This is a genomic window from Streptomyces sp. DSM 120436 (assembly GCF_055778765.1).
In genome coordinates this window covers 2157701-2179698 of sequence record NZ_JBSKBS010000001.1, presented here as the reverse complement: position 1 = coordinate 2179698, position 21998 = coordinate 2157701, and the positions used below count along the sequence as shown (strand labels likewise).

Below are 21998 nucleotides of genomic sequence, written 5' to 3'. Positions count from 1 at the left end.
CGAGAATCATGAAGATCCACAAGTACGACACCGTCATCGTCGGCGCCGGTGGCGCCGGTATGCGGGCCGCCATCGAGGCGACCAAGCGCAGCCGCACCGCCGTGCTGACCAAGCTCTACCCCACCCGCTCCCACACGGGCGCCGCGCAGGGCGGCATGGCCGCCGCGCTGGCCAACGTGGAGGAGGACAACTGGGAGTGGCACACCTTCGACACGGTCAAGGGCGGTGACTACCTGGTCGACCAGGACGCCGCCGAGATCCTGGCGAAGGAGGCCATCGACTCCGTCCTCGACCTGGAGAAGATGGGCCTGCCGTTCAACCGCACCCCGAACGGCACCATCGACCAGCGCCGCTTCGGCGGTCACTCCCGCAACCACGGCGAGGCCCCGGTCCGCCGGTCCTGCTACGCCGCGGACCGCACCGGCCACATGATCCTCCAGACGCTGTACCAGAACTGCGTCAAGGAGGGCGTGGAGTTCTTCAACGAGTTCTACGTCCTGGACCAGCTGATCACCGAGGTCGACGGCGTCAAGAAGTCGGCCGGTGTCGTGGCGTACGAGCTGGCGACCGGCGAGATCCACATCTTCCAGGCGAAGTCCGTGATCTACGCGTCCGGCGGCACCGGCAAGTTCTTCAAGGTGACGTCCAACGCGCACACCCTGACCGGTGACGGCCAGGCCGCCGTCTACCGGCGCGGGCTGCCGCTGGAGGACATGGAGTTCTTCCAGTTCCACCCGACCGGCATCTGGCGCATGGGCATCCTGCTCACGGAGGGCGCCCGCGGTGAGGGCGGCATCCTGCGCAACAAGGACGGCGAGCGCTTCATGGAGAAGTACGCGCCTGTCATGAAGGACCTCGCCTCCCGCGACGTCGTCTCCCGCTCCATCTACACGGAGATCCGCGAGGGCCGCGGCTGCGGTCCCGAGGGCGACCACGTCTACCTGGACCTCACGCACCTGCCGCCGGAGCAGCTGGACGCCAAGCTGCCCGACATCACCGAGTTCGCGCGGACCTACCTCGGCATCGAGCCCTACACGGACCCGATCCCGATCCAGCCCACCGCGCACTACGCGATGGGCGGCATCCCGACCAACGTCCAGGGTGAGGTCCTCGCGGACAACACCACGGTCGTGCCCGGCCTGTACGCGGCCGGCGAGGTGGCCTGCGTGTCGGTGCACGGCGCCAACCGCCTGGGCACCAACTCGCTGCTGGACATCAACGTGTTCGGCAAGCGGGCCGGCATCGCGGCGGCGGAGTACGCGCAGACCGCGGACTTCGTCGAGCTGCCGGAGGACCCGGAGTCCTTCGTGGTCGGGCAGATCGAGCGGCTGCGGTCCTCCACCGGCAAGGAGCGGGTGGCCGAGCTGCGCCGCGAGCTGCAGGAGACCATGGACGCCAACGTCATGGTGTTCCGCACCGAGCAGACCATCAAGACGGCGGTCGAGAAGATCGCCGAGCTGCGCGAGCGCTACAAGAACGTCGCCATCCAGGACAAGGGCAAGCGGTTCAACACCGACCTGCTGGAGGCCGTCGAGCTGGGCAACCTGCTGGACCTGGCCGAGGTCATGGCCGTCTCCGCGCTGGCCCGCAAGGAGTCCCGCGGCGGTCACTACCGCGAGGACTACCCGAACCGCGACGACGTCAACTTCATGCGCCACACGATGGCGTACCGCGAGGTCGGCGCCGACGGCACCGAGACCGTCCGTCTGGACTACAAGCCGGTCGTCCAGACCCGCTACCAGCCGATGGAGCGTAAGTACTGATGGCTACTCCCGTACTGGACAAGGCGGACGCGGCCGGCTCCCCCGAGCCCGGCTTCGCCGACTCCCCCTACATCACCGTCACCCTGCGGATCCGCCGGTTCAACCCGGAGATCTCCGCGGACGCGACCTGGGAAGACTTCCAGATCGAGATCGACCCCAAGGAGCGCGTCCTCGACGCGCTGCACAAGATCAAGTGGGACCTGGACGGCACCCTGACCTTCCGCCGTTCCTGCGCCCACGGCATCTGCGGCTCCGACGCCATGCGGATCAACGGCAAGAACCGCCTGGCGTGCAAGACGCTGATCAAGGACATCAACCCCGAGAAGCCGATCACGGTCGAGGCCATAAAGGGCCTGACGGTCCTCAAGGACCTGGTCGTGGACATGGAGCCGTTCTTCCAGGCGTACCGGGACGTGATGCCCTTCCTGATCACGAAGGACACCAACGAGCCGACGCGTGAGCGGCTGCAGTCCGCCGAGGACCGCGAGCGCTTCGACGACACGACCAAGTGCATCCTGTGCGCCGCGTGCACCACGTCGTGCCCGGTGTTCTGGAACGACGGCCAGTACTTCGGCCCGGCCGCGATCGTCAACGCGCACCGCTTCATCTTCGACTCGCGTGACGAGGCCGGCGAGCAGCGTCTGGAGATCCTCAACGACCGTGACGGCGTGTGGCGCTGCCGCACGACCTTCAACTGCACGGACGCCTGCCCGCGTGGCATCGAGGTCACCAAGGCGATCGCCGAGGTGAAGCGCGCGCTGATCACGCGCCGCTACTGACGCCCGCCGTCCGTTCACCCCACGAGGGCCCCGTCTCCCCTGGAGACGGGGCCCTCTGGCATATGCCACACGCTCGGGTGAACGTGCCCGGAACGGACGCGAGGGCGTCCTCCGCCCTACGATGATGCTCTCGGCACCAGCCCTCAGGAGGCACGCGATGCCCGCAGCATCCGTCGAGCGGCCCCACCACGACCGGTCCCCCGACGAACGTCCGCTGACCGCGGAGGCGAACCTTCTCATGGACCGCCTTCCGGGCCACCGCGTCGAGATCACCGGAGACCAGCTCCTCGTGGCCCCGCCGCCGGACGGCCCGCACGCCGTGGTCCTGACCGGCCCGGTCGGGAGCGAGTACGCCACCCACCGCTTCCACTCCCCCGGGCAGCTCGTCACCCTCCCCGACCCCATCGGCGCCAAGGTCACCCTCGACGTGACCGGGATCCTGGAGGCCGGCAGTGCGAAGCGGACCCCTGATCAGAGCCTGAGCCAGAGCTAGAGCTGGCTCAGGATCGTCGGGTCCGTGATGGCCGTGTCGTCGGCCAGCAGCATCGCCTTGCTGAGGATCACCGCCAGCATCCGGTCCCCCTCGAAGGGGAGGTAACCCGCCTGCGGGGCGGCCGGGTCGGACTTCTGGACGATGCACAGGTACTGGTCGTTCGGGGTCATGAGGATGTTGCCCGAGCCCAGGTGGATCTTGTAGGTGTGGCGTTCGCCCTTCACGTGCAGGAAGCGGCCCTCGACGGTGCACCGGTCGGCTATCGCCAGTCTGGGGACCAGCCGCTCCAGCAGGGCGCGCCGGGTCTGGGCGCTCTGGTTCAGCTCGCCGAAGCCGTACGACGTCCAGTACGCCCCGAAGCGGCCGCCGGGACCGCCGTCCTGCCAGGTGGGGTCGTTGCCGACGCTGGCCACGCCGACGAACAGGTCGACGTCGCGCAGCACTTCGGAGAGGACCAGGGGCGGTATGTCCTCCAGCGGAATCGGGTCGACGGGTTCCTGTCCGTCGCGCGGCCACATCGAGTACTCGCCGCCGTAGCAGTGCGCCGAGTTCCCGGGCGCGTCGATCGGGTAGAAGCGGACCTGGTCGGTGCGCAGGCGCAGGTAGGTGCCGGAGTCGGTGGTGTCGACGCCGTGTTCCTGGCCGTCGCCCTCGATCCAGTACTCGGCGCGCAGGCCCCAGGCGGGCAGGGCGCGGGTGGCCGGCGGCGCCGAACCGTCGACGCACAGCCGCAGTTGGTTGCGCCAGCCCCGGACGGCCGCCAGGGAGTGGAACTGGTGCTGGCGCAGGACGTGGGCCGCGAAGCGGTTGGAGTACGTGCGCGTGGCGCGCTCGGCGTCGGTGAGCAGGTACACCTCGCGGTGGGCCTGCTTGAACGGCTGGGTGACGCCGTGCCGCTCCAGCCAGTCCCGCCAGGCGACGATCTCGGCGGGTTTCCGGCCGACCGGGTGCCACAGGGCGACCTCGGCGCCCCCGGTCACGGGATCGTCGGTGAGGGTGCGCAGGGCGCCGTCCGCGTAACCGGCCGGCGTGCCGTCGACCGTCCACAGCAGGCGGCGGGCCAGGGTGCCGACCAGGGGGTGGTCGAGGTAGCGCTCGCGCCAGGCGGCGTAGGACCAGGTGCGGCGGGCCAGGAACAGGCGGTCCAGGCGCTCGCTCTGCGCCGAGAGCATCCTGTCGGCGTCCTTGACCGCGGCCTTCAGCTCCTTCAGCTCCTCGGCGTGGTCCCGCCGCACTGCGGCGGGCACGCTCCGCACCGTCTTGCCGGCCGCGTTGCGCCAGGTCAGCCGGGCGCGGGTGCCGTGCACCTCCAGTACGGCGGTGGCGTCGCCGAACCGGTGCTCCGCGCGGCCGACCCCGGTCAGCCCGTACGCCGGGACGGCCAGCTCCTCGATCTCCTCGCGGCCGAGCCCGAGGGCGGCGGCCCGCTCCTGGAGGGCCGCGTCGAGGAGCTTGGCGGTGGTCTTGAACGTCACGCGGGTGGCGAGCCGGGCGAGTTCGGCGAGGGCGGCCTCGCCGTCGGTCCGGGCGAGCCCGAGGACGCCGGCGCCCGCGACCTTGGGGCTGCGGGGGCCGAGGCCCGCCACCTTCTTGAGGGACGTCTCGACCAGCGCGCCCAGCGCCCGGACGGTGTCGGGGTGCGGCGGCAGCAGGGAGAGCAGCCAGGCCAGTCCGCGCAGGGCGGTGGCGTTGCAGGGGTCGAAGGTGTCGTTGGGGTCCGGCCCGTACCCGGGGCGGGCCAGCGGGAGGGTGCGGGGGCGGCCCACGAGCGCGAGCCAGGACAGGACGGTCTCGCGGACCCGGTCGGCGCCGAGGGCCTCGACGAGGGCGCGGGCCCGGGTGTCCCACTCGGCGGTGGGCCTGGACGAGCCGGCGGTGGCGGCGTGGGCGAGCAGGGCCTCCCAGTCGGGTCCTGTGGCGTCGCGCAGGGCCTGCTCGGACCACTGCTCGCCGACGTTGAGGACCGGGTCGGTGAGGCTCTTCCCCAACAAGGCCAGCTCCTTGCAGGTGGCGGCGTTCAACGCCGAACGGCGGACGACGGCCACGACGGCCGGAGCGAGCGGGCGGCCCGCGGACAGCTCCGCCTCGGCCAGTACGTCGAAGCGGGAGGTGTACCAGAACGAGTGCCACCGGCCCACCTCGTCCAGGGCCTCGCGGCGCTCGTCGGCGAGGGGGTCGTCGGCCGCGCCGTCGAGAAGGCGGTGGCACAGGGCGAGGACGCGACCGCGCTCCTCCAGGTCGTCACCGACCGAGCCGAAGCGGTCGGCCACGGCGCGCACCAGCGCGCGGCGGTGCTCCGCCGGGAGGTCCCGCAGCGCGTCGAGGACGGAGTCCCACTGCCCGCTCCAGCCGCCGCTGCGCGAACCGAGCGCCTTCATCGCCTCGGCGGCGGCCCGGTCCAGGTCGCCGCCGTCGATCCGGGCGCGCAGCCGCGCCAGGTGCGACGTGGGCGTGCGCATCAGCCACCCACCAGCGGCACGAGCTTCAGGAACGTGACCTCGGTGCCCAGCGGCAGGTCGATCTCCTCGTCCGGGTCGGTGACCTGACGGTCCCCCACCAGGACCAGGAAGCCGTTGCCCGCGAAGGCCCGCAGCGCCAGCCCGGTCTGCGCCTCCGGGTCGATGCGGCGGGGCTCCTTGAGCGCGTAGCCGTTGACGGCGCGCTCCGCGTCCGTCGGCCGTACGAGCCCCTGGAACACCTCCGGCGTACGGGCGTTGTACTCGGCGACCTCCTGGAACACCCTGCGCCTGATCAGCTCGCGCACCGTCAGCCGTTCCTCGGCGATCTCCAGCCCCCAGGCCGCGCGCCGCTCCCCCGTCGTCGTCTCGTCGACGAACGTCACGATTCCCATGGCGAGGACAGTACGGGCCGCCACTGACAACCACCGTACGGGGCCGGGACGACGGCCGTGACGAGGCCCGTCCGCAACCGGGTTGAACATGTTCAAAAAAAGGGTCTAGAGTCTCTCCCGTCAGCGTTTTGAACGCGTTCAAGAAGGGCTGGGGGACATGGACCGCACGGTCATCGCCTATGTCATCTATCTCGTCGTCAGCATCGGGCTGACCGTCTGGGTGGCTCGCACGCTCAGCAGCAACGGACGGGTCTTCCTCGCCGACGTGCTGCACGGCAACGAGAAGCTCGCCGACGCCGTCAACCACCTCCTGGTGGTCGGCTTCTACCTCGTCAACCTCGGGTTCGTCGCGCTGTACCTGAGCGACGACGAGACGATCACCGACACCCGCGGCATCTTCGAGGCCCTGTCGACCAAGCTCGGCGTGGTGCTGCTGGTGCTCGGTGTGATGCACCTGGGCAACGTGTACGTGCTCAACAGGATCCGGCGGCGCGGGGTGATGGAGCGGGAGCAGAACCCGCCGGTGCCCCCGCAGGGCTGGACCGCTCCGGCGGCGCAGGCGTGAGCGCCGCGCCGGCGCACGGGGGCCGGGACGCGCGCCGCGTCCCGGTCCGCGGGCTGACCGTGCTGTACGACGCGGACTGCCCGCTGTGCGTGTTCGTCCGGGACTGGCTGGTGAAGCGGCCCCAGCTCGTCCCCCTCCAGCTCGTACCCGCGGGGTCGCCGGCCGCCCGGGACCGCTTCCCCGGTCTCGACCACCGGTCCACCCTGTCCGAGATCACCGTGATCGGGGACGGCGGGCAGGTGTACCGGGGCGCCGCCGCCTGGATCGTCACCCTGTGGGCGCTGCGCGACCACCGGCGGCTGGCGCACCGGCTGAGCACCCCCTCCGGGACGCGGTTCGCCAAGGGTGCCGTGCTGGCCGCCGCCAAGTGGCGCGGGACGACCGCCTCGCGGGGCGGCGGCGGGCACCGCCGGGGCGACGGATGGGCGTACGACCCGCGCGACGGCTGGCATCACACCCCGCCGGGCTGCGGCTCCGACGCCTGCGCCGCCCCGTAGGCCGCGCACGGCGGGCGTTAGGCTCTGTTCCCGTGCCCGCGAAGAACGACGGCCCCGCCCCCGGCGCCCCCCTCAGCAAGTCCGAGCAGACCCGCGCCCTGATCCTCGAGACCGCCATGCGGCTCTTCCAGGAGCGCGGGTACGACAAGACGACCATGCGGGCCATCGCCAAGGAGGCCGGGGTCTCCGTCGGCAACGCGTACTACTACTTCGAGGGCAAGGAACACCTGATCCAGGGGTTCTACGACCGGATCGCCGCCGAGCACCAGGCGGCGGTCCGGGAGATCCTCGCCCGGGAGACCGACCTGGAGGCGCGCCTCGCCGGGGTGCTGAAGGCGTGGCTGGACATCGCCACGCCGTACCACGAGTTCGCGGTGCAGTTCTTCAAGAACGCCGCCGACCCGGACAGCCCGCTCAGCCCCTTCTCCCCGGAGTCGGAGCACGCGCGCGAGGAGGCGATCAGCGTGCACCGGGCCGTGCTGGCCGGGACGAGGACCAAGGTGCCCGAGGAACTGCGGGACGCCCTGCCCGAGCTGATGTGGCTGTCCCAGATGGGGCTGTGCCTGTACTGGATCTTCGACCGCACCGAGGGCCGCGGGCGCAGCTACCGGCTCGCCGAGCGGGGCGCCCGGCTCACCGCGCGGGGCGTCGCCCTGGCCCGGTTCCGGGTGCTGCGGCCGCTGGTGCGGGACGTGCACGAGCTGTTCACGGAGTTCCTGCCCGGGATGACGCGGGCCCTGCCCGACCCCGCCGGCCGGCGGGGCGCACGCGGGAAGGGCGCGCAGGACGACGGCGAGGGAACGCCCGCCTCCGACGGACGCCCCGACGACGCCGGCTGACGGCGTCCGCCCCGCCGGGCGTGAGCTCCACGTCGTGCACGTGCGGGCCGTCCCCCACGGTCACACGCGCCGCCCGCGCCCCGCACGGCGAGGCCGTCACCGCCGGCGGACAGGTGACCGGCGACGGGACGGCCACGACGCACGCCCCGTCGGCGGGAGGGACCCGCCCCCGGTCCACCTGACGGTCGCCGGCCGCGCCCCGCACCGGCTCGCCCTCGGAGCGCGGACGCGGCCGTGCACGGCGTGGTCACGCCTGGCGGGAGGCCAGCTCGATCACCGTGATGTCCGACGGCGCCCCCACCCGGGTGGGCGGTCCCCACGCGCCGGCGCCCCGGCTGACGTAGAGCTGCGTGTCGCCGTACCGGTCGAGGCCCGCCAGGGTCGGGTTCGCGGCGCCCGCGATCAGGCTGGCCGGCCAGAGCTGGCCGCCGTGGGTGTGGCCCGAGAGCTGGAGGTCCACGCCGTGGTCCACGGCCTCGTGGATCTGCACCGGCTGGTGGGCGAGCAGCACGCAGGCCCGCTCGCGGTCCCGGTCGCCGAGGGCGCGGGCGAAGTCCGGCCCCTGGCCCTCGTCCTCGCCCGCCACGTCGTTCACCCCCGCGAGGTCGAAGTGGGGCAGTTCCGTGCGGGCGTTCTCCAGCGGGTTCAGGCCGAGCCGGCGGACCTCCTCGACCCACTGCTCGGCGCCGGAGAAGTACTCGTGGTTGCCGGTGACGAAGAAGGAGCCGTGACGCGCCGTCAGCTGGGCAAGCGGGGCGGCCGCCGGGCCGAGGTCCTGCACGCTGCCGTCCACCAGGTCGCCGACGACGGCGATCAGGTCGGGCTGCGTCGCGTTGACGGTGTCGACGACCCTCTGCGCGAAGCCGCGCCCGAGCACCGGGCCCAGGTGGACGTCGCTGACCACGGCGATGCGGTAACCGTGCGCGGCGCGCGGCAACTTGGCCAGCGGCACGGTGACCCGCTTGACCTTCGGCCCGCGCAGGACGCCGTACGTCCCGTACCCGACGGTGCCGACCGCCGCCGCGGCGGCGGCTCCGCCGACGACGCGGGAGACGAAGAGCCGGCGGGAGGGACCGGCGCCCGGCCCCTCGGCTCCGGCAGCCGCCGTACCGTTCTCCGGCGTGCCGCTCTGCGCCGAGCCGCCTTCCGCGGGGACGGCCTGCGCCGGGGCGGTCGTCTCCGGGCCCTCGGCCGGTTCCGGGGCCGGGCCCGTGTTCTGACCCGCCGGTATCGGGTCGCGGACCGGCGTGGGCGCCGGCGCCCGCTCCGCCGCCCTCCGCTCCAGGACCCTGCGGAGCACCGGGCGGACCAGTTCGCCGACGAGCAGCGCCAGGAGCAGGTACAGGGTGAGGGCCAGCCACAGGTAGCCAGGCCAGGCCAGCACCCGCTGGAGGGTGAACGGCGCCTCGGTGCGGGAGGCGACCATGCTTCCGACGAACAGCAGCCACCCCCCGGCGATCACCGCCGCGCCGATGCGGCGCACGGGGCCGGGCCCCGCTGTGGTGTCCCGGAACAGACGGCGCCACACGTACCAGTTGCCCGTCACCAGGACGGCGACGACCAGCAGTGCGACGAGTACGAAGACGATGGCCACGAGGCGGACTTCCCCTGCTTCCCGTTACGGCGTCACGACGTCCGTGACGTCCGGCTCAATGCGCGCAGACCGCGCAACCCGATGCCCCCGACGACCGTCCCCAGTACGAAGGAGACGACGGCGAGCGTCAGGTGAACGAAGAAGTACGCCGTGGGGTGCCCGTCGTCGAAGGCGAGCCCGCTGCTGTCCTTGACCAGGTTCTTGACGAAAGTGATCCAGATGACCCAGCTCCACACCCCGAAGGCGAGCAGGAACCAGGAGACGGGGCGGCTGAGCTTCATACGTCCAGTATCGCCGCGCCGTGTCCGGTTCCCTTCGCGGGGTGGGGACCGGGACGGGACGCCCACCGGCATGGCATGTACCTTGCGGACCGTGCCCGCTACCGAGAAGACCGTCCGGCGCTCCCTGCTGGTCGCCTCCGCCGTCCTGCTGTCCACCGCGCTGACCGCGCCGGCCGCCCTCGCGGCTCCCCGGCCGTCGCCGTCCCCGTCGGCCGCTCCCCCGGCGAAGATGTCGACCGTGGGCGGCGAGCGGCTCGGCAGGCCGGGGACGCAGGTGAACCTGGCCGCCGGGGTGCCGGTGCTGCCGAAGGAGCTGTCCGCCCGGTCGTGGATCGTCGCGGACGCCGAGAGCGGCGACGTGCTCGCCGCGCACAACGCGCACTGGCGGCTGGCCCCGGCGAGCACCCTGAAGATGCTGTTCGCCGACACGCTGCTGCCGAAGTGGCCGCGCACGACCACGTACCGGGTGCGGCCCTCGGACATGGCCGGTGTCGGGCCGAACTCCAGCATGGTCGGCATCAAGGAGAACGAGACCTACACGGTCCACGACCTGTGGCTGGGCGTCTTCCTGCGCTCCGGCAACGACGCGGTGCACGTGCTGTCCGCGATGAACGGCGGCGTGGAGAAGACGGTCGAGGAGATGAACGCGCACGCCGAGGAGCTGCGGGCTCTCGACACGCACGCCGTCAGCCCCGACGGCTACGACGCCCCGGGCCAGGTGTCCTCCGCGTACGACCTGACCCTGATCGCCCGCTCCGGGCTGCAGAAGAAGGACTTCCGGGAGTACAGCTCGACGGTGCGGGCGCAGTTCCCCGGGGAGACCGAGCGGAAGAAGGGCAAGCGGGTCCGCGGGTCCTTCGAGATCCAGAACACCAACCGGCTGCTGAGCGGCGACCGCGACGTGCCCGTCTACCAGGGCATAGCCGGGGTGAAGAACGGCAACACCACCAACGCCGGCTCGACCTTCACCGGCGTCGCCGAGCGCGGCGGCAAGGTGCTGCTGGTGACCGTGATGAACCCGCAGGAGAAGGAGTCGAACGGGGTCTACAAGGAGACCGCGCGGCTCCTGGACTGGGGCTTCGCGGCGGCCGGCAAGGTCGAGCCGGTGGGCGAGCTGGTGCCGCCGAGGAGCGTCGCGCAGGCCACCGCCGCGCCCGGTCCGTCCGCGTCGCCCGGTGAGGCGGGCGGCGTCGTGGCCGGGACGAAGCCGGTGGCGAGCGCGGACACGGGCGGCGGCGCCGACGGCATGGGCGTGGCGCTCGGCGTCACCGGCGGGGCGCTGGTGCTGCTCGCGGGCGGCGCGTTCCTGGTCAACCGGCGCTGGCCGCTGCCGGACCTGGTGCGCCGCCGTCCCCGTCCGTGACCGGCGGGGCCTCGTCCTCCTTGTTCGGCTTGCTCGGGGTGGCCGTCCAGGCGGCGCAGAACAGGACGAGTTTCGTGGTGAGGTTGATCCACAGCAGCAGCGCCACCGGGACGCCGAACGCGCCGTACATGCTCTTCGCGGCCACGCCCTGGATGTAGCCGCTGAGCAGCAGCTTCAGCAGTTCGATGCCGACGGCGCCGGTGAGCGCGGCGACCGTCACCCGGCGCCGGGACGGATGGACGCCGGGCAGCAGGGTGAGGACGTACAGCAGGATCAGGAAGTCGGTGCCGGCGGCGACGGCGAACGCGGCGGTGCGCAGGACCACCCCGCCCCAGCCGCCCTCCTCCAGCCCGGCGGCGGCGCTGATCCGGCCGACCAGCGCGGTGGCGACGGCGGAGGCGGCCAGGGTGACCAGGACGGCCCCGCCGAGCCCGACGAGGATGCCCGCGTCCTTGCCCTTGCGCAGGACGGGGTTCTCCTCGTCGTCGGGCAGTTCCCACACCGCGCGCAGGCACTCCCGCATGGCGCCGGCCCAGCTGATCCCGGTGAACACCAGGGCGGCGCCGGCGATCAGACCGGCGGTGCCCGCGTTGTCCACCAGTTCCCCGACGTCCAACTGGTCGGAGATGCCGGGCACCTGGTCGGTGAGGGTGTTCTGGAGGGCGTCCTGCCGCTCCCGGCCGAGGGCCGCCGCGCCGATCGCCGCCGCCAGCGTGAGCAGCGGGAACAGCGCGACGAAGCTGCGGAACGTCATCGCCGCGGCCAGCCGCGTCCAGTGCACCCGGTCCAGCCGTTCGAACGACCGCCACGCGTGCGTGAGCGACAGCCGGGTCACCCACGGCCCCACCACCGGGAGCTTTTTCAGCCAGTCCACGTTCCGACTCTGCCCGCATCCCGGAAGACCAATGTCCTGGTGCCCCAGAAACGGACGACGGTGGCCAGTGCCATGCCGACCACCGCGCCGGACACGGTGTCCGCGCGCTGCGAGGTGAGCCCCAGCCCGTAGTGGCTGACGGCCAGGCACAGCAGCTGCACGGCGGCGCCGGCGAGGTTGACGGCGAAGAACACCGCGTAGGGACGGGCGCCGTGCACGCGCCGGTGGCGGTAGGTGCCGTGGGCGTTGGCCGCGTAGGCGACGGTGCAGCCGGCGACGAAGGACAGCGCCTTCGCGGTGAGCGGGCCGAGTCCGCCGGGGCCGCGCAGCCAGAGGAAGAGGGCCAGGTCGACGGCGTAGGCGAGCAGTCCGGCGGTCGCGAAGCCGAGGAGTTCCCGCCGGTGCCGGCGCAGGCGCTCCCTCACCAGTCGACCACCGCCAGGGCGTACATCGCCGCCCACACCAGGCCGATGAGGGCGAGCGCGCGGTCGCCGAGCACCACGTCCTCCGGTTCGCCGGCGGTGCCCCGGTCGGCGAAGACGGCGTAGCGCAGCACGGCGAGGACGAAGGCCACGACGGAGAGCTGGCGCCAGGGCAGCACGCTGGTGTGCGGCACGCCGCCCTCCTCCAGTGCCCACAGGCAGTAGCCGAGGACGGCGACCCCGGCCGCGAGCTGCCAGACGAACCGCAGGTAGCCGGTGGTGTACTCGGTGAGCAGCGCGCGCGTGGCGCCGCCGTTCCCGGCGAGCTGCACGGCCTCGGAGTAGCGCTTGGCCGCGACCATGAACAGCGCGCCGAAGCCGGTGGTGATGAGGAACCAACGGGACAGCGGGATGCCGAGGGCGAGCCCGCCGGCCACCGCGCGCATCACGAACCCGGCGGTGACGACGGCGAGATCGACGACGAGGACGTGCTTGAGGCGGACGCAGTAGGCCAGTTGCATGACGAGGTAGCCGGCGAGCAGCGCGGCGAGCTCGGGTGGGCAGAGCAGCGCGGCGGCGGCCGGGGCGAGCGCGCCGAGGGCGGTCCCGGCGGCGTAGGCGACGGGCACGGGGACCTGTCCGGCGGCGACCGGGCGGCGGCGCTTGACGGGGTGGGCGCGGTCGGCCTCGGCGTCGCGCGCGTCGTTGACCAGGTAGACGGCGGCGGCGCAGGCGGTGAACAGCACGAACACCAGCGCGAGCCGGGTCAGGGCGGGGACGGAGAAGAGGTCGCCGGCGGCGGCCGGGGCGGCGGCCACCAGGACGTTCTTCACCCACTGCTTGGGCCGCGCGGTGCGCAGCAGACCGGTGAGGAGCCCGCCCCGGACGGACGGTTCCGCCCGCTCCCGCTCGGGGCGCTCGCGCAGCAGCGTCACGCCGGGCCCCCCGTCATCCAGCGGGCGCCCAGCCGGGCGGTGAGCGCGCCGAGGGCGGCGCCGGCCGCCACGTCCGACGGGTAGTGGACGCCGGCCACCAGGCGGGACACGCACACGGCGACGGCCAGCGGGGGCACCGCGCGGGCGCCGAGCGCGCCGAAGGCGACGGCGGCGGCCGCCGCGGAGGTGGCGTGGGAGCTGGGGAAGGAGTGCCGTCCGACGGTGCCGACCAGCGGCTCGACGTGCGCCGGGCGGGGACGGCGCACGACCCGCTTCACCAGCGAACTCGTCGCGTGCGCGCCGGCGGTGAGGGCGGTGCCGCGCAGCCAGGCGGTGCGTCGCGGGCGGTCCGCGACGGCGCCCGCGAGGCCCGCCGCGACCCATAGGGCGCCGTGCTCCCCCGCCCAGGACAGGGCGCGCGCGGCCCCGGCCACGCGGGGGTCGGCGCCGCACGCCCTGAGCGCGGAGACGATCCGGTGGTCCACCCCGTGCAGACCGCGGGGCCGGGAGAGGTCGTGCTGGTCGTCCATGTGGCTCACTGTTCACCCCCGGCGCACCGGAATTCCATCCCTTCGGGACGACATCCCATTAATCACCCGTTTCGGGGATGGGATTGACGTTTTTAAACCAACGGCGCACAGAGGGGCGATACGGTCGCCGCCATGCCTGCCGACACCGTTCCCGTCACGGGGTGGGGCCGCACCGCCCCGTCCGCCGCCCGGCTGGTCCGTCCGCGGACGTGCGAGGAGGCCGCCCTGGCCGTCCGGGGGTGCGGGGCGCGCGGCGGCATCGCGCGGGGCCTGGGCCGGGCGTACGGGGACGCGGCGCAGAACGCGGGCGGCGAGGTCTTCGACATGACCGGCCTGGACCGCGTCCACGCGATCGACGCCGACGGCGGCACCGTGCGGTGCGACGCGGGCGTGTCCCTGCACCGGCTGATGGAGGTGCTGCTGCCGCTGGGCTGGTTCGTGCCGGTGACGCCCGGCACCCGGTACGTGACGGTCGGCGGGGCGATCGGCGCCGACATCCACGGCAAGAACCACCACGTCAGCGGATCCTTCTCGCGCCATGTGCGGTCGTTCGAGCTGCTCACCGCCGACGGCCGGGTCCGCACCGTGGCGCCGGGCACGCCGCTGTTCGAGGCGACCGCGGGCGGCATGGGGCTGACCGGGGTGATCCTCACCGCGACGGTGCGGCTCCAGCCCGTCGAGACCTCCTGGATGTCCGTCGACACCGAACGCGCCGGTGACCTCGACGACCTGATGGCCCGTCTCGCCGGCACCGACCACCGCTACCGCTACTCGGTCGCCTGGATCGACCTGCTGGCGCGCGGCCGGGCCACCGGCCGGGCGGTCCTCACCCGTGGCGACCACGCCCCGCTGGACGCCCTGCCCCGCGGCGCCCGCGCCCGCCGGGAACCGCTGTCGTTCCGCACCTCCCGCCTGCCCGCCGCTCCCTCCTTCGTGCCGGAGGGCCTGCTCAGCCGGACGACCGTGGGCCTGTTCAACGAGCTGTGGTACCGCAAGGCGCCCCGCGCCCGGACCGGGGAGCTGCAGCGGATCCCCGCCTTCTTCCACCCGCTGGACGGCGTGCCGCACTGGAACCGGATCTACGGGCGGGGCGGCTTCGTGCAGTACCAGTTCGTCGTCGGGCACGGCCGGGAGGACACCCTGCGCCGGATCGTGCGCCGGATCTCCGAGCGCCGCTGCCCGTCGTTCCTCGCCGTCCTCAAACGGTTCGGGGACGCCGACCCGGGCTGGCTGTCGTTCCCCGTGCCGGGCTGGACCCTGGCCCTGGACATCCCCGCGTCGCTGCCCGGCCTCGGCTCCTTCCTCGACGAGCTCGACGAGGAGGTCGCCGCCGCGGGCGGCCGCGTCTACCTCGCCAAGGACTCCCGGCTGCGCCCCGAGCTGCTCGCGGCCATGTACCCCCGGCTGGACGACTTCCGCGCCCTGCGCGCCGAGCTGGACCCGCGCGGCGTGTTCACCTCGGACCTGTCCCGCCGCCTCCGCTTGTGACCCCCTCTCCCCGCCCCGGCCCCTTGAGGAGCTGTCGTGAAGGACGCCTTCGGCCTCCCCCAGTCCCTGCTCGTGCTCGGCGGCACGTCCGAGATCGCGCTGGCGGTCGCGCGGCGGCTGATCGCCCGCCGCACCCGCACGGTGTGGCTGGCCGGCCGCCCCTCCCCCGGTCTCGACGAGGCGGCCGGGCAGTTGCGCGGCCTCGGCGCCGAGGTGCGCACCGTCGACTTCGACGCGCTCGACCCGGCCGGCCACGAGGAGACGCTCGGCAAGGTGTTCGCCGAGGGCGACGTCGACCTGGTGCTGCTCGCCTTCGGCACCCTGGGCGACCAGGCGCGCGACGAGCGGGACCCGCGGGCCGCGGTGCGGGTGGCGCAGACCAACTACACCGGCGCGGTCTCCGCGGGCCTGGTCTGCGCGGCCGCCCTCCAGGCGCAGGGGCACGGCTCGCTGGTGGTGCTGTCCTCCGTCGCGGGCGAGCGGGCCCGCCGCGCCAACTTCATCTACGGCTCCAGCAAGGCCGGCCTGGACGCGTTCGCGCAGGGCCTGGGCGACGCGCTGTACGGCACGGGCGTGCACGTGATGGTGGTGCGCCCCGGGTTCGTGCGCACCCGGATGACGGCGGGGCTGCCCGAGGCGCCGCTGGCGACCACCCCGGAGGCGGTGGCGACGGCCGTCGAACTGGGGCTGCGGCGCCGCTCGGAGACGGTGTGGGTGCCGGGCGCGCTGCGCGTGGTGATGTCGGCGCTGCGGCATCTGCCGCGCGGGGTGTTCCGCCGGCTGCCGGTGTGAGGCCGGGCCGCCGGGGTCACCGCGCGGAGACCGACCCCCGGTCGGCGTGTCCGGTCTGCGGGGGCACCACGAGGGTCCCGAAGGGGAAGTCGCGCAGCTTGCGCCACACCGCGTCGGCGCCCTGCTCGTAGAGGGCGAAGCCGGTGCAGGCCCACTCGGCCTCGTAGCCGGCGAGGTCCTCGTAGGCGCGGTCCATGGCCGCCTCGTCGATGCCGTGCGCCACGGTGACGTGCGGGTGGTAGGGGAACTGCAGCTCGCGGGCGACCGGCCCGGAGGGGTCACGGACCTGCTGCTGCAGCCGGGCGCAGGCCTCGGCGCCCTCGACGACCCGGACGTACACCACCGGCGACAGCGGCCGGAAGGTGCCCGTGCCCGACAGCCTCATCGGGAACGGCCTGCCCGCCGCCGCGACCTCGGCGAGGTGCGCCTCGACGGCCGGCACGACCGTGTCGGCGACCTCCGTGGGCGGCAGCAGGGTGACGTGCGTGGGGATGCCGTAGGCGGCGGCGTCGCCGAAGCCCGCGCGCAGCTGCTGAAGCCGGCTGCCGTGAGGCTCCGGGACCGCGATCGACACACCGATCGTTACGGTCCCCACGTCGTCTCCTGTCGTTGTGGTGGTGAAGCGCGGTGGTGGAGCGGGTGCGCGTCCGGGCGGCCGCCGAAGCGGTCACCCGTTCCTCGACTGTACGACCACGACCCGGACGCGGGCAGGCGCAGTCGGAGTGATGTAGAGCGCTGCGCGGTGGTACGGACGGGCCCGTGGGCCGGTTCACTGCGCCGGTTCGATGCGGTGGCTCAGTGGTCGGCCGGGTGGTCGGCCCCGTGGTCGGCTCAGTGCTTGGCGGGCAGGAAGCCGACCCGTTCGTACGCCCGGGCGAGGGTCTCGGCCGCGACGGCGCGCGCCTTCTCGGCCCCCTTGGCGAGGATCGAGTCGAGCGTCTCCGGGTCGTCCAGGTACTGCTGGGTGCGCTCCCGGAACGGGGTCACGAAGTCGACCATGACCTCGGCGAGGTCCGTCTTGAGCGCGCCGTAGCCCTTGCCCGCGTACTTCTCCTCCAGCTCGGGGATGCCGGTGCCGGTGAGGACGGAGTAGATCGTGAGCAGGTTGCTGACGCCGGGCTTCTCCACCACGTCGTAGCGGATCACCGTGTCGGTGTCGGTGACCGCGCTCCTGACCTTCTTCGCGGTGGTCCTCGGCTCGTCCAGCAGGTTGATCAGTCCCTTGGGCGTGGACGCCGACTTGCTCATCTTGACCGCCGGGTCCTGGAGGTCGTAGATCTTCGCCGTCTCCTTGAGGATGTACGGCTTCGGGAGCGTGAAGGTGTCGCCGAACCGGCCGTTGAAGCGCGTGGCGAGGTCGCGCGTGAGCTCGATGTGCTGGCGCTGGTCCTCGCCCACCGGCACCTCGTGGGCCTGGTAGAGCAGGATGTCCGCGACCTGGAGGATCGGGTACGTGAACAGCCCGACGGAGGCGCGGTCGGCGCCCTGCTTGGCGGACTTGTCCTTGAACTGGGTCATGCGGGAGGCCTCGCCGAAGCCGGTGAGGCAGTTCATCACCCACGCGAGCTGGGCGTGCTCCGGCACGTGGCTCTGCACGAAGAGGGTGCAGCGGTCCGGGTCGAGACCGGCGGCCAGCAGCTGGGCCACGGCGAGCCGGGTGTTGTCCCGCAGCTCCTCGGGGTCCTGCGGGACCGTGATCGCGTGCAGGTCGACGACCATGTAGAAGGCGTCGTGGGTCTCCTGGAGCGCCACCCACTGGCGGACGGCGCCGAGGTAGTTGCCGAGGTGGAAGGAGCCCGCGGTGGGCTGGATCCCGGAGAGCACACGAGGACGATGCCGCATGGCGGAGCCATTCCCCTGGGGGTGCTGGGGGGAGACGGAGGGGCGATCAGAGGCCATGCCCCCCATTCTCTCAGGTCCCGCGAGGCGCTCCGGAACGGACCGGGAACAGGTGGGAACCGATCCGTTCCGCGGGGTGTAACAAAGGTGTGAGGACGCGGGAGGGGGGCCGCATCGTCGATGAGGCCGCGGTGATCGCCCGCGTACGCGCCGGACAGCCGGAGGCGTACGCGGAGCTGGTGCGGGCCCATACGGGCATCGCGCTCAGGGCGGCCGCCGCGCTCGGGGCGGGGGCGGACGCGGAGGACGTGGTGCAGCAGGCCTTCGTGAAGGCGTACTGCGCGCTGGGGCGGTTCAAGGACGGCGCGGCCTTCCGGCCCTGGCTGTTGTCGATCGTGGCCAATGAGACGAGGAACACAGTGCGCGCGGCGGCACGCAGGACGACCCTGGCCGGCCGGGAGGCGGCCCTCGTCGGGGCCGAGCCGGTGATACCGGAGTCGGCCGACCCCGCCGTCGCCACGCTGGAGACCGAGCGCCGCGCGGCTCTGCTGGCGGCCCTGGAGAAGCTGAGCGAGGAGCACCGGCTGGTCGTCACCTACCGCTACCTGCTGGAAATGGACGAGCGCGAGACCGCCGAAGCCCTCGGCTGGCCCCGGGGCACGGTGAAGTCACGCCTGAACCGCGCCCTGCGCAGGCTCCAGAGGCTGTTGCCGGACTTCCGCCCCGGAGCGGCCCGGGAAGGGGGTGCGCCGGCGTGAGCGGAGAGCAGGAGGAGGAGCTGCGGCGCCTGCGCGAGGAACTGCGCGCCTACGGCCGCTCCCTGGACGCCCCGGACGGGGCGACGGGCGGGACGATGGCCGAGCGCGTGCTCGCCCAGCTGCTCGCCGAGGAGACGCCCGTCCCGACGGCGGCCTCCCGGTCCCGCCTGCGGGCGGTGCGGCACTGGACGCGGGCGCGCCGGCGCTCCCTGCTGGCGGCGCTGTGCGGTCTGCTGACGGTGCTGGCGCTGACGCCCCCGGTGCGGGCGGCGGTGAGCGACTGGTTCGGCTTCCACGGCGTGCAGGTCCGGCACGACCCGTCCGCGGTGCCCTCGCCGGGCGCCCGGGTGCCGGACTGCGCGGACCCGGTGCCGCCGGGGGAGGCGGAGCGACGGGCCGGGTTCGTGCCCGTGGTCCCGGAGGCGCTGGGCGCGCCGGACGCGGTGGCGGTCGGCACCTTGCCGCAGGGGCGGTCCCTGATCAGCCTGTGCTGGCGGGAGGGCGGCCGGACGGTCCGGCTGGACCAGTTCCCGGGCCGCCTGGACTTCACGTTCGTCAAGGCGGTCCGGGAGGACCCCGAGTGGCTGGACGTGGGCGGCCCCGCCCTGTGGTTCCCCCGCCCGCACGTCCTGACCTTCTGGATGACCGACGCGGAGGGCCGCCGGTTCACCCGCGAGGACCGCACGGCGGGGCCGACGCTGCTGTGGAGCCCCACGGGCACGGTGACGCTCCGCTTGGAGGGCGTGCCGTCCCGCACGCGCGCGCGAGACATAGCGGCGTCCGTCACCGACCAGCGCCGAAGGGGCTGATGTCAGCCCGTCCGACGCTTGAGGACGAGGCCCGCCGGGGCCGAGAAGGGGGGGCTGGGGCGCGGCCCCGGGGACGGGACGGGAAGGGGCGGCGAGGGCGAGGAGACCCCGCGGGAACCCGACCGGACCGGCCGGTGTACCAGTAGTGACAGGCGGCCCGCGGAAGGGGCCGCAAAGGTTCGACCAGCCACGTGGGGGACCGACATGCACATCTGGAAGGACGGCGTAAGACAGAAACTGACGGCGACCGTGATCGCGGCGCTGGCCCTGCTCCTCTGGGCCGTCTCACCGGCCTCCGCGGGAGGCCCCACCAGCGTCCTGATCGTCTCGGCGACGAGCGGCAAGACCGCCTCGCTGTACCACGCCGACAAGCGCTACACGGAGCTGGAGCGCCTGCTCGGCCCGATGCACCAGGGCACGCGCGCCAGGCCGCCCCGGCTCGCGACGGCCTCGGGCCACCACATCAACGTGACGTGGATGGTTCACGACGTCACCCCGTGGCGGGTGGACCAGATCGTCCTCCCGGACGGCAGCCGGGACGCCTGGATCCACACGTCCACCCGCATCACCGACGGCGACGGCGACGACGGCGTCTGGCGCTCCGCCGAGCACCCGGCGGAGCTGCGCAGGCTCCTGTCGGAGCTGGGCGTGACGGGCGCCGGCACCGGACGAGAGGCGCAGCCGGCGCCGCGGGAGGACCTGCACATAGCCCCCGCCCAGGCGGCCGCCCCCGTCGCGGACGACGGCACCGACTGGTGGTGGGCCGTACCGGGTCTGGCGGCCGGAGCCGCCCTGACCCTGACACTGCGCCCGTACGCGCTCCGGGGAGCGGCCGCCGTCCGCGCCCGCAAGGACCCGGGGGGCCGCCCCCGCCGGGGGACTGCTGGACACATGACCGGGCAGCCGGCGGCCGGCCTCAGCCGAGGTCGACCTCCGGGTACAGCGGGAAGCCGGCGACCAGGTCGGTGGCCCGCCGCGCGACCTCGTCGGCGACCTTCTCGTCGAGCACGTGCGACGCCTTGGACGGCGCGCCGGACTTGGTGGTGCCCGGCTCCGCGGTGGTGAGGACGCGGTCGATGAGACCGGCGACCTCGTCCATCTCCGCCGTCCCGAGCCCCCGCGTGGTCAGCGCGGGCGTGCCGACCCGGATGCCGGAGGTGTACCAGGCCCCGTTGGGGTCGGCCGGGATGGCGTTGCGGTTGGTGACGATGCCCGAGTCGAGCAGGGCCGCCTCGGCCTGCCGGCCGGTGAGGCCGTAGGAGGTGGCGACGTCGATCAGGTTGAGGTGGTTGTCGGTGCCGCCGGTGACCAGCGTGGCGCCGCGGCGCATCAGGCCCTCGGCGAGCGCGCGGGAGTTGTCCACGATGCGCTGGGCGTAGTCCTGGAAGGCGGGCTGCCGGGCCTCGGCGAGGGCGACGGCCTTGGCGGCCATGACGTGCGGCAGCGGGCCGCCGAGGACCATCGGGCAGCCGCGGTCGACCTGGTCCTTCAGGGAGTCGTCGCACAGCACCATGCCGCCGCGCGGGCCGCGCAGCGACTTGTGGGTGGTGGTGGTGACGATCTGGGCGTGCGGCACGGGGTCGAAGTCGCCGGTGAGGACCTTGCCGGCGACCAGGCCCGCGAAGTGGGCCATGTCGACCATGAGCGTGGCGCCGACCTCGTCGGCGATCTCGCGCATGACGCGGAAGTTCACCAGGCGGGGGTAGGCGGAGTAGCCGGCGACGATGATCAGCGGCTTGAACTCCCGGGCGGAGGCGCGCAGGGCGTCGTAGTCGATCAGGCCGGTGGCCGGGTCGGTGCCGTAGGAGCGCTGGTCGAACATCTTGCCGGAGATGTTGGGCCGGAAGCCGTGGGTGAGGTGGCCGCCGGCGTCCAGGGACATGCCGAGCATGCGCTGGTTGCCGAAGGCCTGGCGCAGTTCGGCCCAGTCGGCCTCGGAGAGGTCGTTGATCTGGCGGACGCCGGTCTTCTCCAGGAACGGCGCCTCCACGCGGTCGGCGAGGACGGCCCAGAAGGCGACCAGGTTGGCGTCGATGCCGGAGTGCGGCTGGACGTAGGCGTGGCGGGCGCCGAACAGCTCCTTGGCGTGCTCGGCGGCGAGCGACTCGACCGTGTCCACGTTGCGGCAGCCGGCGTAGAAGCGGCGGCCGACGGTGCCCTCGGCGTACTTGTCGCTGAACCAGTTGCCCATCGCCAGGAGGGTGGCCGGGGAGGCGTAGTTCTCGGAGGCGATCAGCTTGAGCATCTCGCGCTGGTCGGCGACCTCCTGGCCGATGGCGTCGGCGACGCGCGGCTCGACGGCGCGGATCACGTCGAGGGCGGAGCGGAAGGCGGTGGACTCGGGGGTGAGCGGCTGCTCGGCGGACATGGGGACCTCCGGACGTAGCGTTCAGCGTTCACGGTACGGATGGCCCAGGCGCACGGCACGTTTCTCCCGGGCCGCTCCCCGATGGTTGGTCCCATCCCAGCGCGCCAGTCACGGCCCGTGGGCCAGGTTACCGGGTGTGCCGGGGCGGCGCGGGGGAT

At 73.3% G+C, this 21998-nt stretch carries 22 protein-coding genes and 1 riboswitch; of the genes, 11 read left to right on the top strand and 11 right to left on the bottom strand.

Translation table 11 applies throughout. The features are described from left to right. Positions 1-8: 8 nt before the first annotated feature. The 3 genes from sdhA to ACWH4W_RS10050 all read left to right on the top strand — a co-directional run bounded on the left by sdhA (position 9) and on the right by ACWH4W_RS10050 (position 3035). Positions 9-1763: a succinate dehydrogenase flavoprotein subunit gene (sdhA, locus tag ACWH4W_RS10060; RefSeq protein WP_473075425.1), complete on the top strand. Its 1755-nt coding sequence runs from the start codon at positions 9-11 to the stop codon at positions 1761-1763. Further along, positions 1763-2542 carry a succinate dehydrogenase iron-sulfur subunit gene (locus ACWH4W_RS10055; RefSeq protein ID WP_473075424.1) on the top strand — a complete coding sequence of 260 codons (780 nt, stop codon included), beginning with the start codon at positions 1763-1765 and terminating at the stop codon, positions 2540-2542. The genes sdhA and ACWH4W_RS10055 overlap by 1 nt, the downstream gene beginning before the upstream one ends. Positions 2543-2699: 157 nt before the next feature. Next, positions 2700-3035 (top strand): hypothetical protein, encoded by a 336-nt coding sequence (locus tag ACWH4W_RS10050; protein ID WP_473075423.1) that lies wholly within the window; start codon positions 2700-2702, stop codon positions 3033-3035. Here the strand turns inward: ACWH4W_RS10050 and ACWH4W_RS10045 are convergent. Beyond that, on the bottom strand, positions 3032-5494 hold the full coding sequence (locus ACWH4W_RS10045) for a DUF4132 domain-containing protein (RefSeq protein ID WP_473075422.1): 2463 nt from the start codon (positions 5492-5494) through the stop codon (positions 3032-3034). The two genes, ACWH4W_RS10050 and ACWH4W_RS10045, sit on opposite strands and share 4 nt — an antisense overlap. Beyond that, positions 5494-5886, bottom strand: a complete 393-nt coding sequence (locus ACWH4W_RS10040; RefSeq protein ID WP_473075421.1) for a hypothetical protein — start codon at positions 5884-5886, stop codon at positions 5494-5496. Before ACWH4W_RS10040 ends, ACWH4W_RS10045 begins: the two co-directional genes overlap by 1 nt. A gap of 157 nt (positions 5887-6043) precedes the next feature. Here ACWH4W_RS10040 and ACWH4W_RS10035 point away from each other — a divergent pair, with 157 nt between their 5' ends. Genes ACWH4W_RS10035 through ACWH4W_RS10025 form a run of 3 tightly spaced genes read left to right on the top strand, consistent with a single transcriptional unit; the run spans position 6044 to position 7787 of the window. Next, positions 6044-6451, top strand: a complete 408-nt coding sequence (locus ACWH4W_RS10035) for a hypothetical protein (protein WP_473075420.1) — start codon at positions 6044-6046, stop codon at positions 6449-6451. Then, positions 6448-6948: a thiol-disulfide oxidoreductase DCC family protein gene (locus ACWH4W_RS10030; RefSeq protein WP_473075419.1), complete on the top strand. Its 501-nt coding sequence runs from the start codon at positions 6448-6450 to the stop codon at positions 6946-6948. The genes ACWH4W_RS10035 and ACWH4W_RS10030 overlap by 4 nt, the downstream gene beginning before the upstream one ends. Positions 6949-6980: 32 nt before the next feature. After that, positions 6981-7787: a TetR/AcrR family transcriptional regulator gene (locus ACWH4W_RS10025; RefSeq protein WP_473075418.1), complete on the top strand. Its 807-nt coding sequence runs from the start codon at positions 6981-6983 to the stop codon at positions 7785-7787. A gap of 247 nt (positions 7788-8034) precedes the next feature. On the opposite strand, the gene ACWH4W_RS10020 is transcribed toward ACWH4W_RS10025, so the two are convergent. Together ACWH4W_RS10020 and ACWH4W_RS10015 are read right to left on the bottom strand one after the other, a co-directional pair. Next, positions 8035-9381: a metallophosphoesterase gene (locus tag ACWH4W_RS10020; protein ID WP_473075417.1), complete on the bottom strand. Its 1347-nt coding sequence runs from the start codon at positions 9379-9381 to the stop codon at positions 8035-8037. A 32-nt stretch (positions 9382-9413) separates the two neighbouring features. Beyond that, positions 9414-9662, bottom strand: a complete 249-nt coding sequence (locus ACWH4W_RS10015) for an SCO4848 family membrane protein (protein ID WP_048457923.1) — start codon at positions 9660-9662, stop codon at positions 9414-9416. Between the two features lie 91 nt (positions 9663-9753). Here ACWH4W_RS10015 and ACWH4W_RS10010 point away from each other — a divergent pair, with 91 nt between their 5' ends. Next, positions 9754-11025, top strand: a complete 1272-nt coding sequence (locus ACWH4W_RS10010; RefSeq protein WP_473075416.1) for a D-alanyl-D-alanine carboxypeptidase family protein — start codon at positions 9754-9756, stop codon at positions 11023-11025. Here the strand turns inward: ACWH4W_RS10010 and ACWH4W_RS10005 are convergent. Genes ACWH4W_RS10005 through ACWH4W_RS09990 form a run of 4 tightly spaced genes read right to left on the bottom strand, consistent with a single transcriptional unit; the run spans position 10973 to position 13786 of the window. Further along, positions 10973-11899, bottom strand: coding sequence for a YihY/virulence factor BrkB family protein (locus ACWH4W_RS10005; RefSeq protein ID WP_473075415.1), 927 nt, complete (start codon positions 11897-11899; stop codon positions 10973-10975). The two genes, ACWH4W_RS10010 and ACWH4W_RS10005, sit on opposite strands and share 53 nt — an antisense overlap. Next, positions 11887-12324 carry a GtrA family protein gene (locus tag ACWH4W_RS10000; RefSeq protein ID WP_473075414.1) on the bottom strand — a complete coding sequence of 146 codons (438 nt, stop codon included), beginning with the start codon at positions 12322-12324 and terminating at the stop codon, positions 11887-11889. Before ACWH4W_RS10000 ends, ACWH4W_RS10005 begins: the two co-directional genes overlap by 13 nt. Beyond that, positions 12321-13256, bottom strand: coding sequence for a decaprenyl-phosphate phosphoribosyltransferase (locus tag ACWH4W_RS09995; protein WP_473075413.1), 936 nt, complete (start codon positions 13254-13256; stop codon positions 12321-12323). Before ACWH4W_RS09995 ends, ACWH4W_RS10000 begins: the two co-directional genes overlap by 4 nt. Continuing rightward, the gene (locus tag ACWH4W_RS09990) at positions 13253-13786 is read right to left on the bottom strand and encodes a phosphatase PAP2 family protein (RefSeq protein ID WP_473075412.1); all 534 of its coding nucleotides are present in this window, start codon (positions 13784-13786) and stop codon (positions 13253-13255) included. The genes ACWH4W_RS09995 and ACWH4W_RS09990 overlap by 4 nt, the downstream gene beginning before the upstream one ends. A 132-nt stretch (positions 13787-13918) precedes the next feature. Here ACWH4W_RS09990 and ACWH4W_RS09985 point away from each other — a divergent pair, with 132 nt between their 5' ends. Together ACWH4W_RS09985 and ACWH4W_RS09980 are read left to right on the top strand one after the other, a co-directional pair. Beyond that, positions 13919-15274 carry a decaprenylphosphoryl-beta-D-ribose oxidase gene (locus ACWH4W_RS09985; RefSeq protein WP_473075411.1) on the top strand — a complete coding sequence of 452 codons (1356 nt, stop codon included), beginning with the start codon at positions 13919-13921 and terminating at the stop codon, positions 15272-15274. 36 nt (positions 15275-15310) lie between these two features. After that, positions 15311-16066, top strand: a complete 756-nt coding sequence (locus tag ACWH4W_RS09980; protein ID WP_473075410.1) for a decaprenylphospho-beta-D-erythro-pentofuranosid-2-ulose 2-reductase — start codon at positions 15311-15313, stop codon at positions 16064-16066. A gap of 16 nt (positions 16067-16082) precedes the next feature. Here the strand turns inward: ACWH4W_RS09980 and ACWH4W_RS09975 are convergent, their stop codons facing one another. Then, positions 16083-16661, bottom strand: coding sequence for a 2'-5' RNA ligase family protein (locus ACWH4W_RS09975; protein WP_473075409.1), 579 nt, complete (start codon positions 16659-16661; stop codon positions 16083-16085). Positions 16662-16897: 236 nt separating this feature from the next. Beyond that, positions 16898-17890, bottom strand: coding sequence for a tryptophan--tRNA ligase (trpS, locus tag ACWH4W_RS09970; protein ID WP_473075408.1), 993 nt, complete (start codon positions 17888-17890; stop codon positions 16898-16900). Positions 17891-18096: 206 nt separating this feature from the next. On the opposite strand from trpS, the gene ACWH4W_RS09965 reads away from it, so the two are divergent. Together ACWH4W_RS09965 and ACWH4W_RS09960 are read left to right on the top strand one after the other, a co-directional pair. Further along, complete coding sequence (locus ACWH4W_RS09965; protein ID WP_473075407.1) at positions 18097-18663, top strand: RNA polymerase sigma factor; 567 nt, start codon at positions 18097-18099, stop codon at positions 18661-18663. Beyond that, a complete protein-coding gene (locus ACWH4W_RS09960; protein WP_473075406.1) occupies positions 18660-19472 on the top strand; it encodes a hypothetical protein in 813 nt (270 codons plus the stop codon). The genes ACWH4W_RS09965 and ACWH4W_RS09960 overlap by 4 nt, the downstream gene beginning before the upstream one ends. A 916-nt stretch (positions 19473-20388) precedes the next feature. Here ACWH4W_RS09960 and ACWH4W_RS09955 read toward each other — a convergent pair. Continuing rightward, positions 20389-21840, bottom strand: a complete 1452-nt coding sequence (locus tag ACWH4W_RS09955) for a glycine hydroxymethyltransferase (RefSeq protein WP_473075405.1) — start codon at positions 21838-21840, stop codon at positions 20389-20391. Between the two features lie 35 nt (positions 21841-21875). Continuing rightward, a riboswitch (ZMP/ZTP riboswitch) is annotated at positions 21876-21962 on the bottom strand. Between the last annotated feature and the right edge of the window lie 36 nt (positions 21963-21998).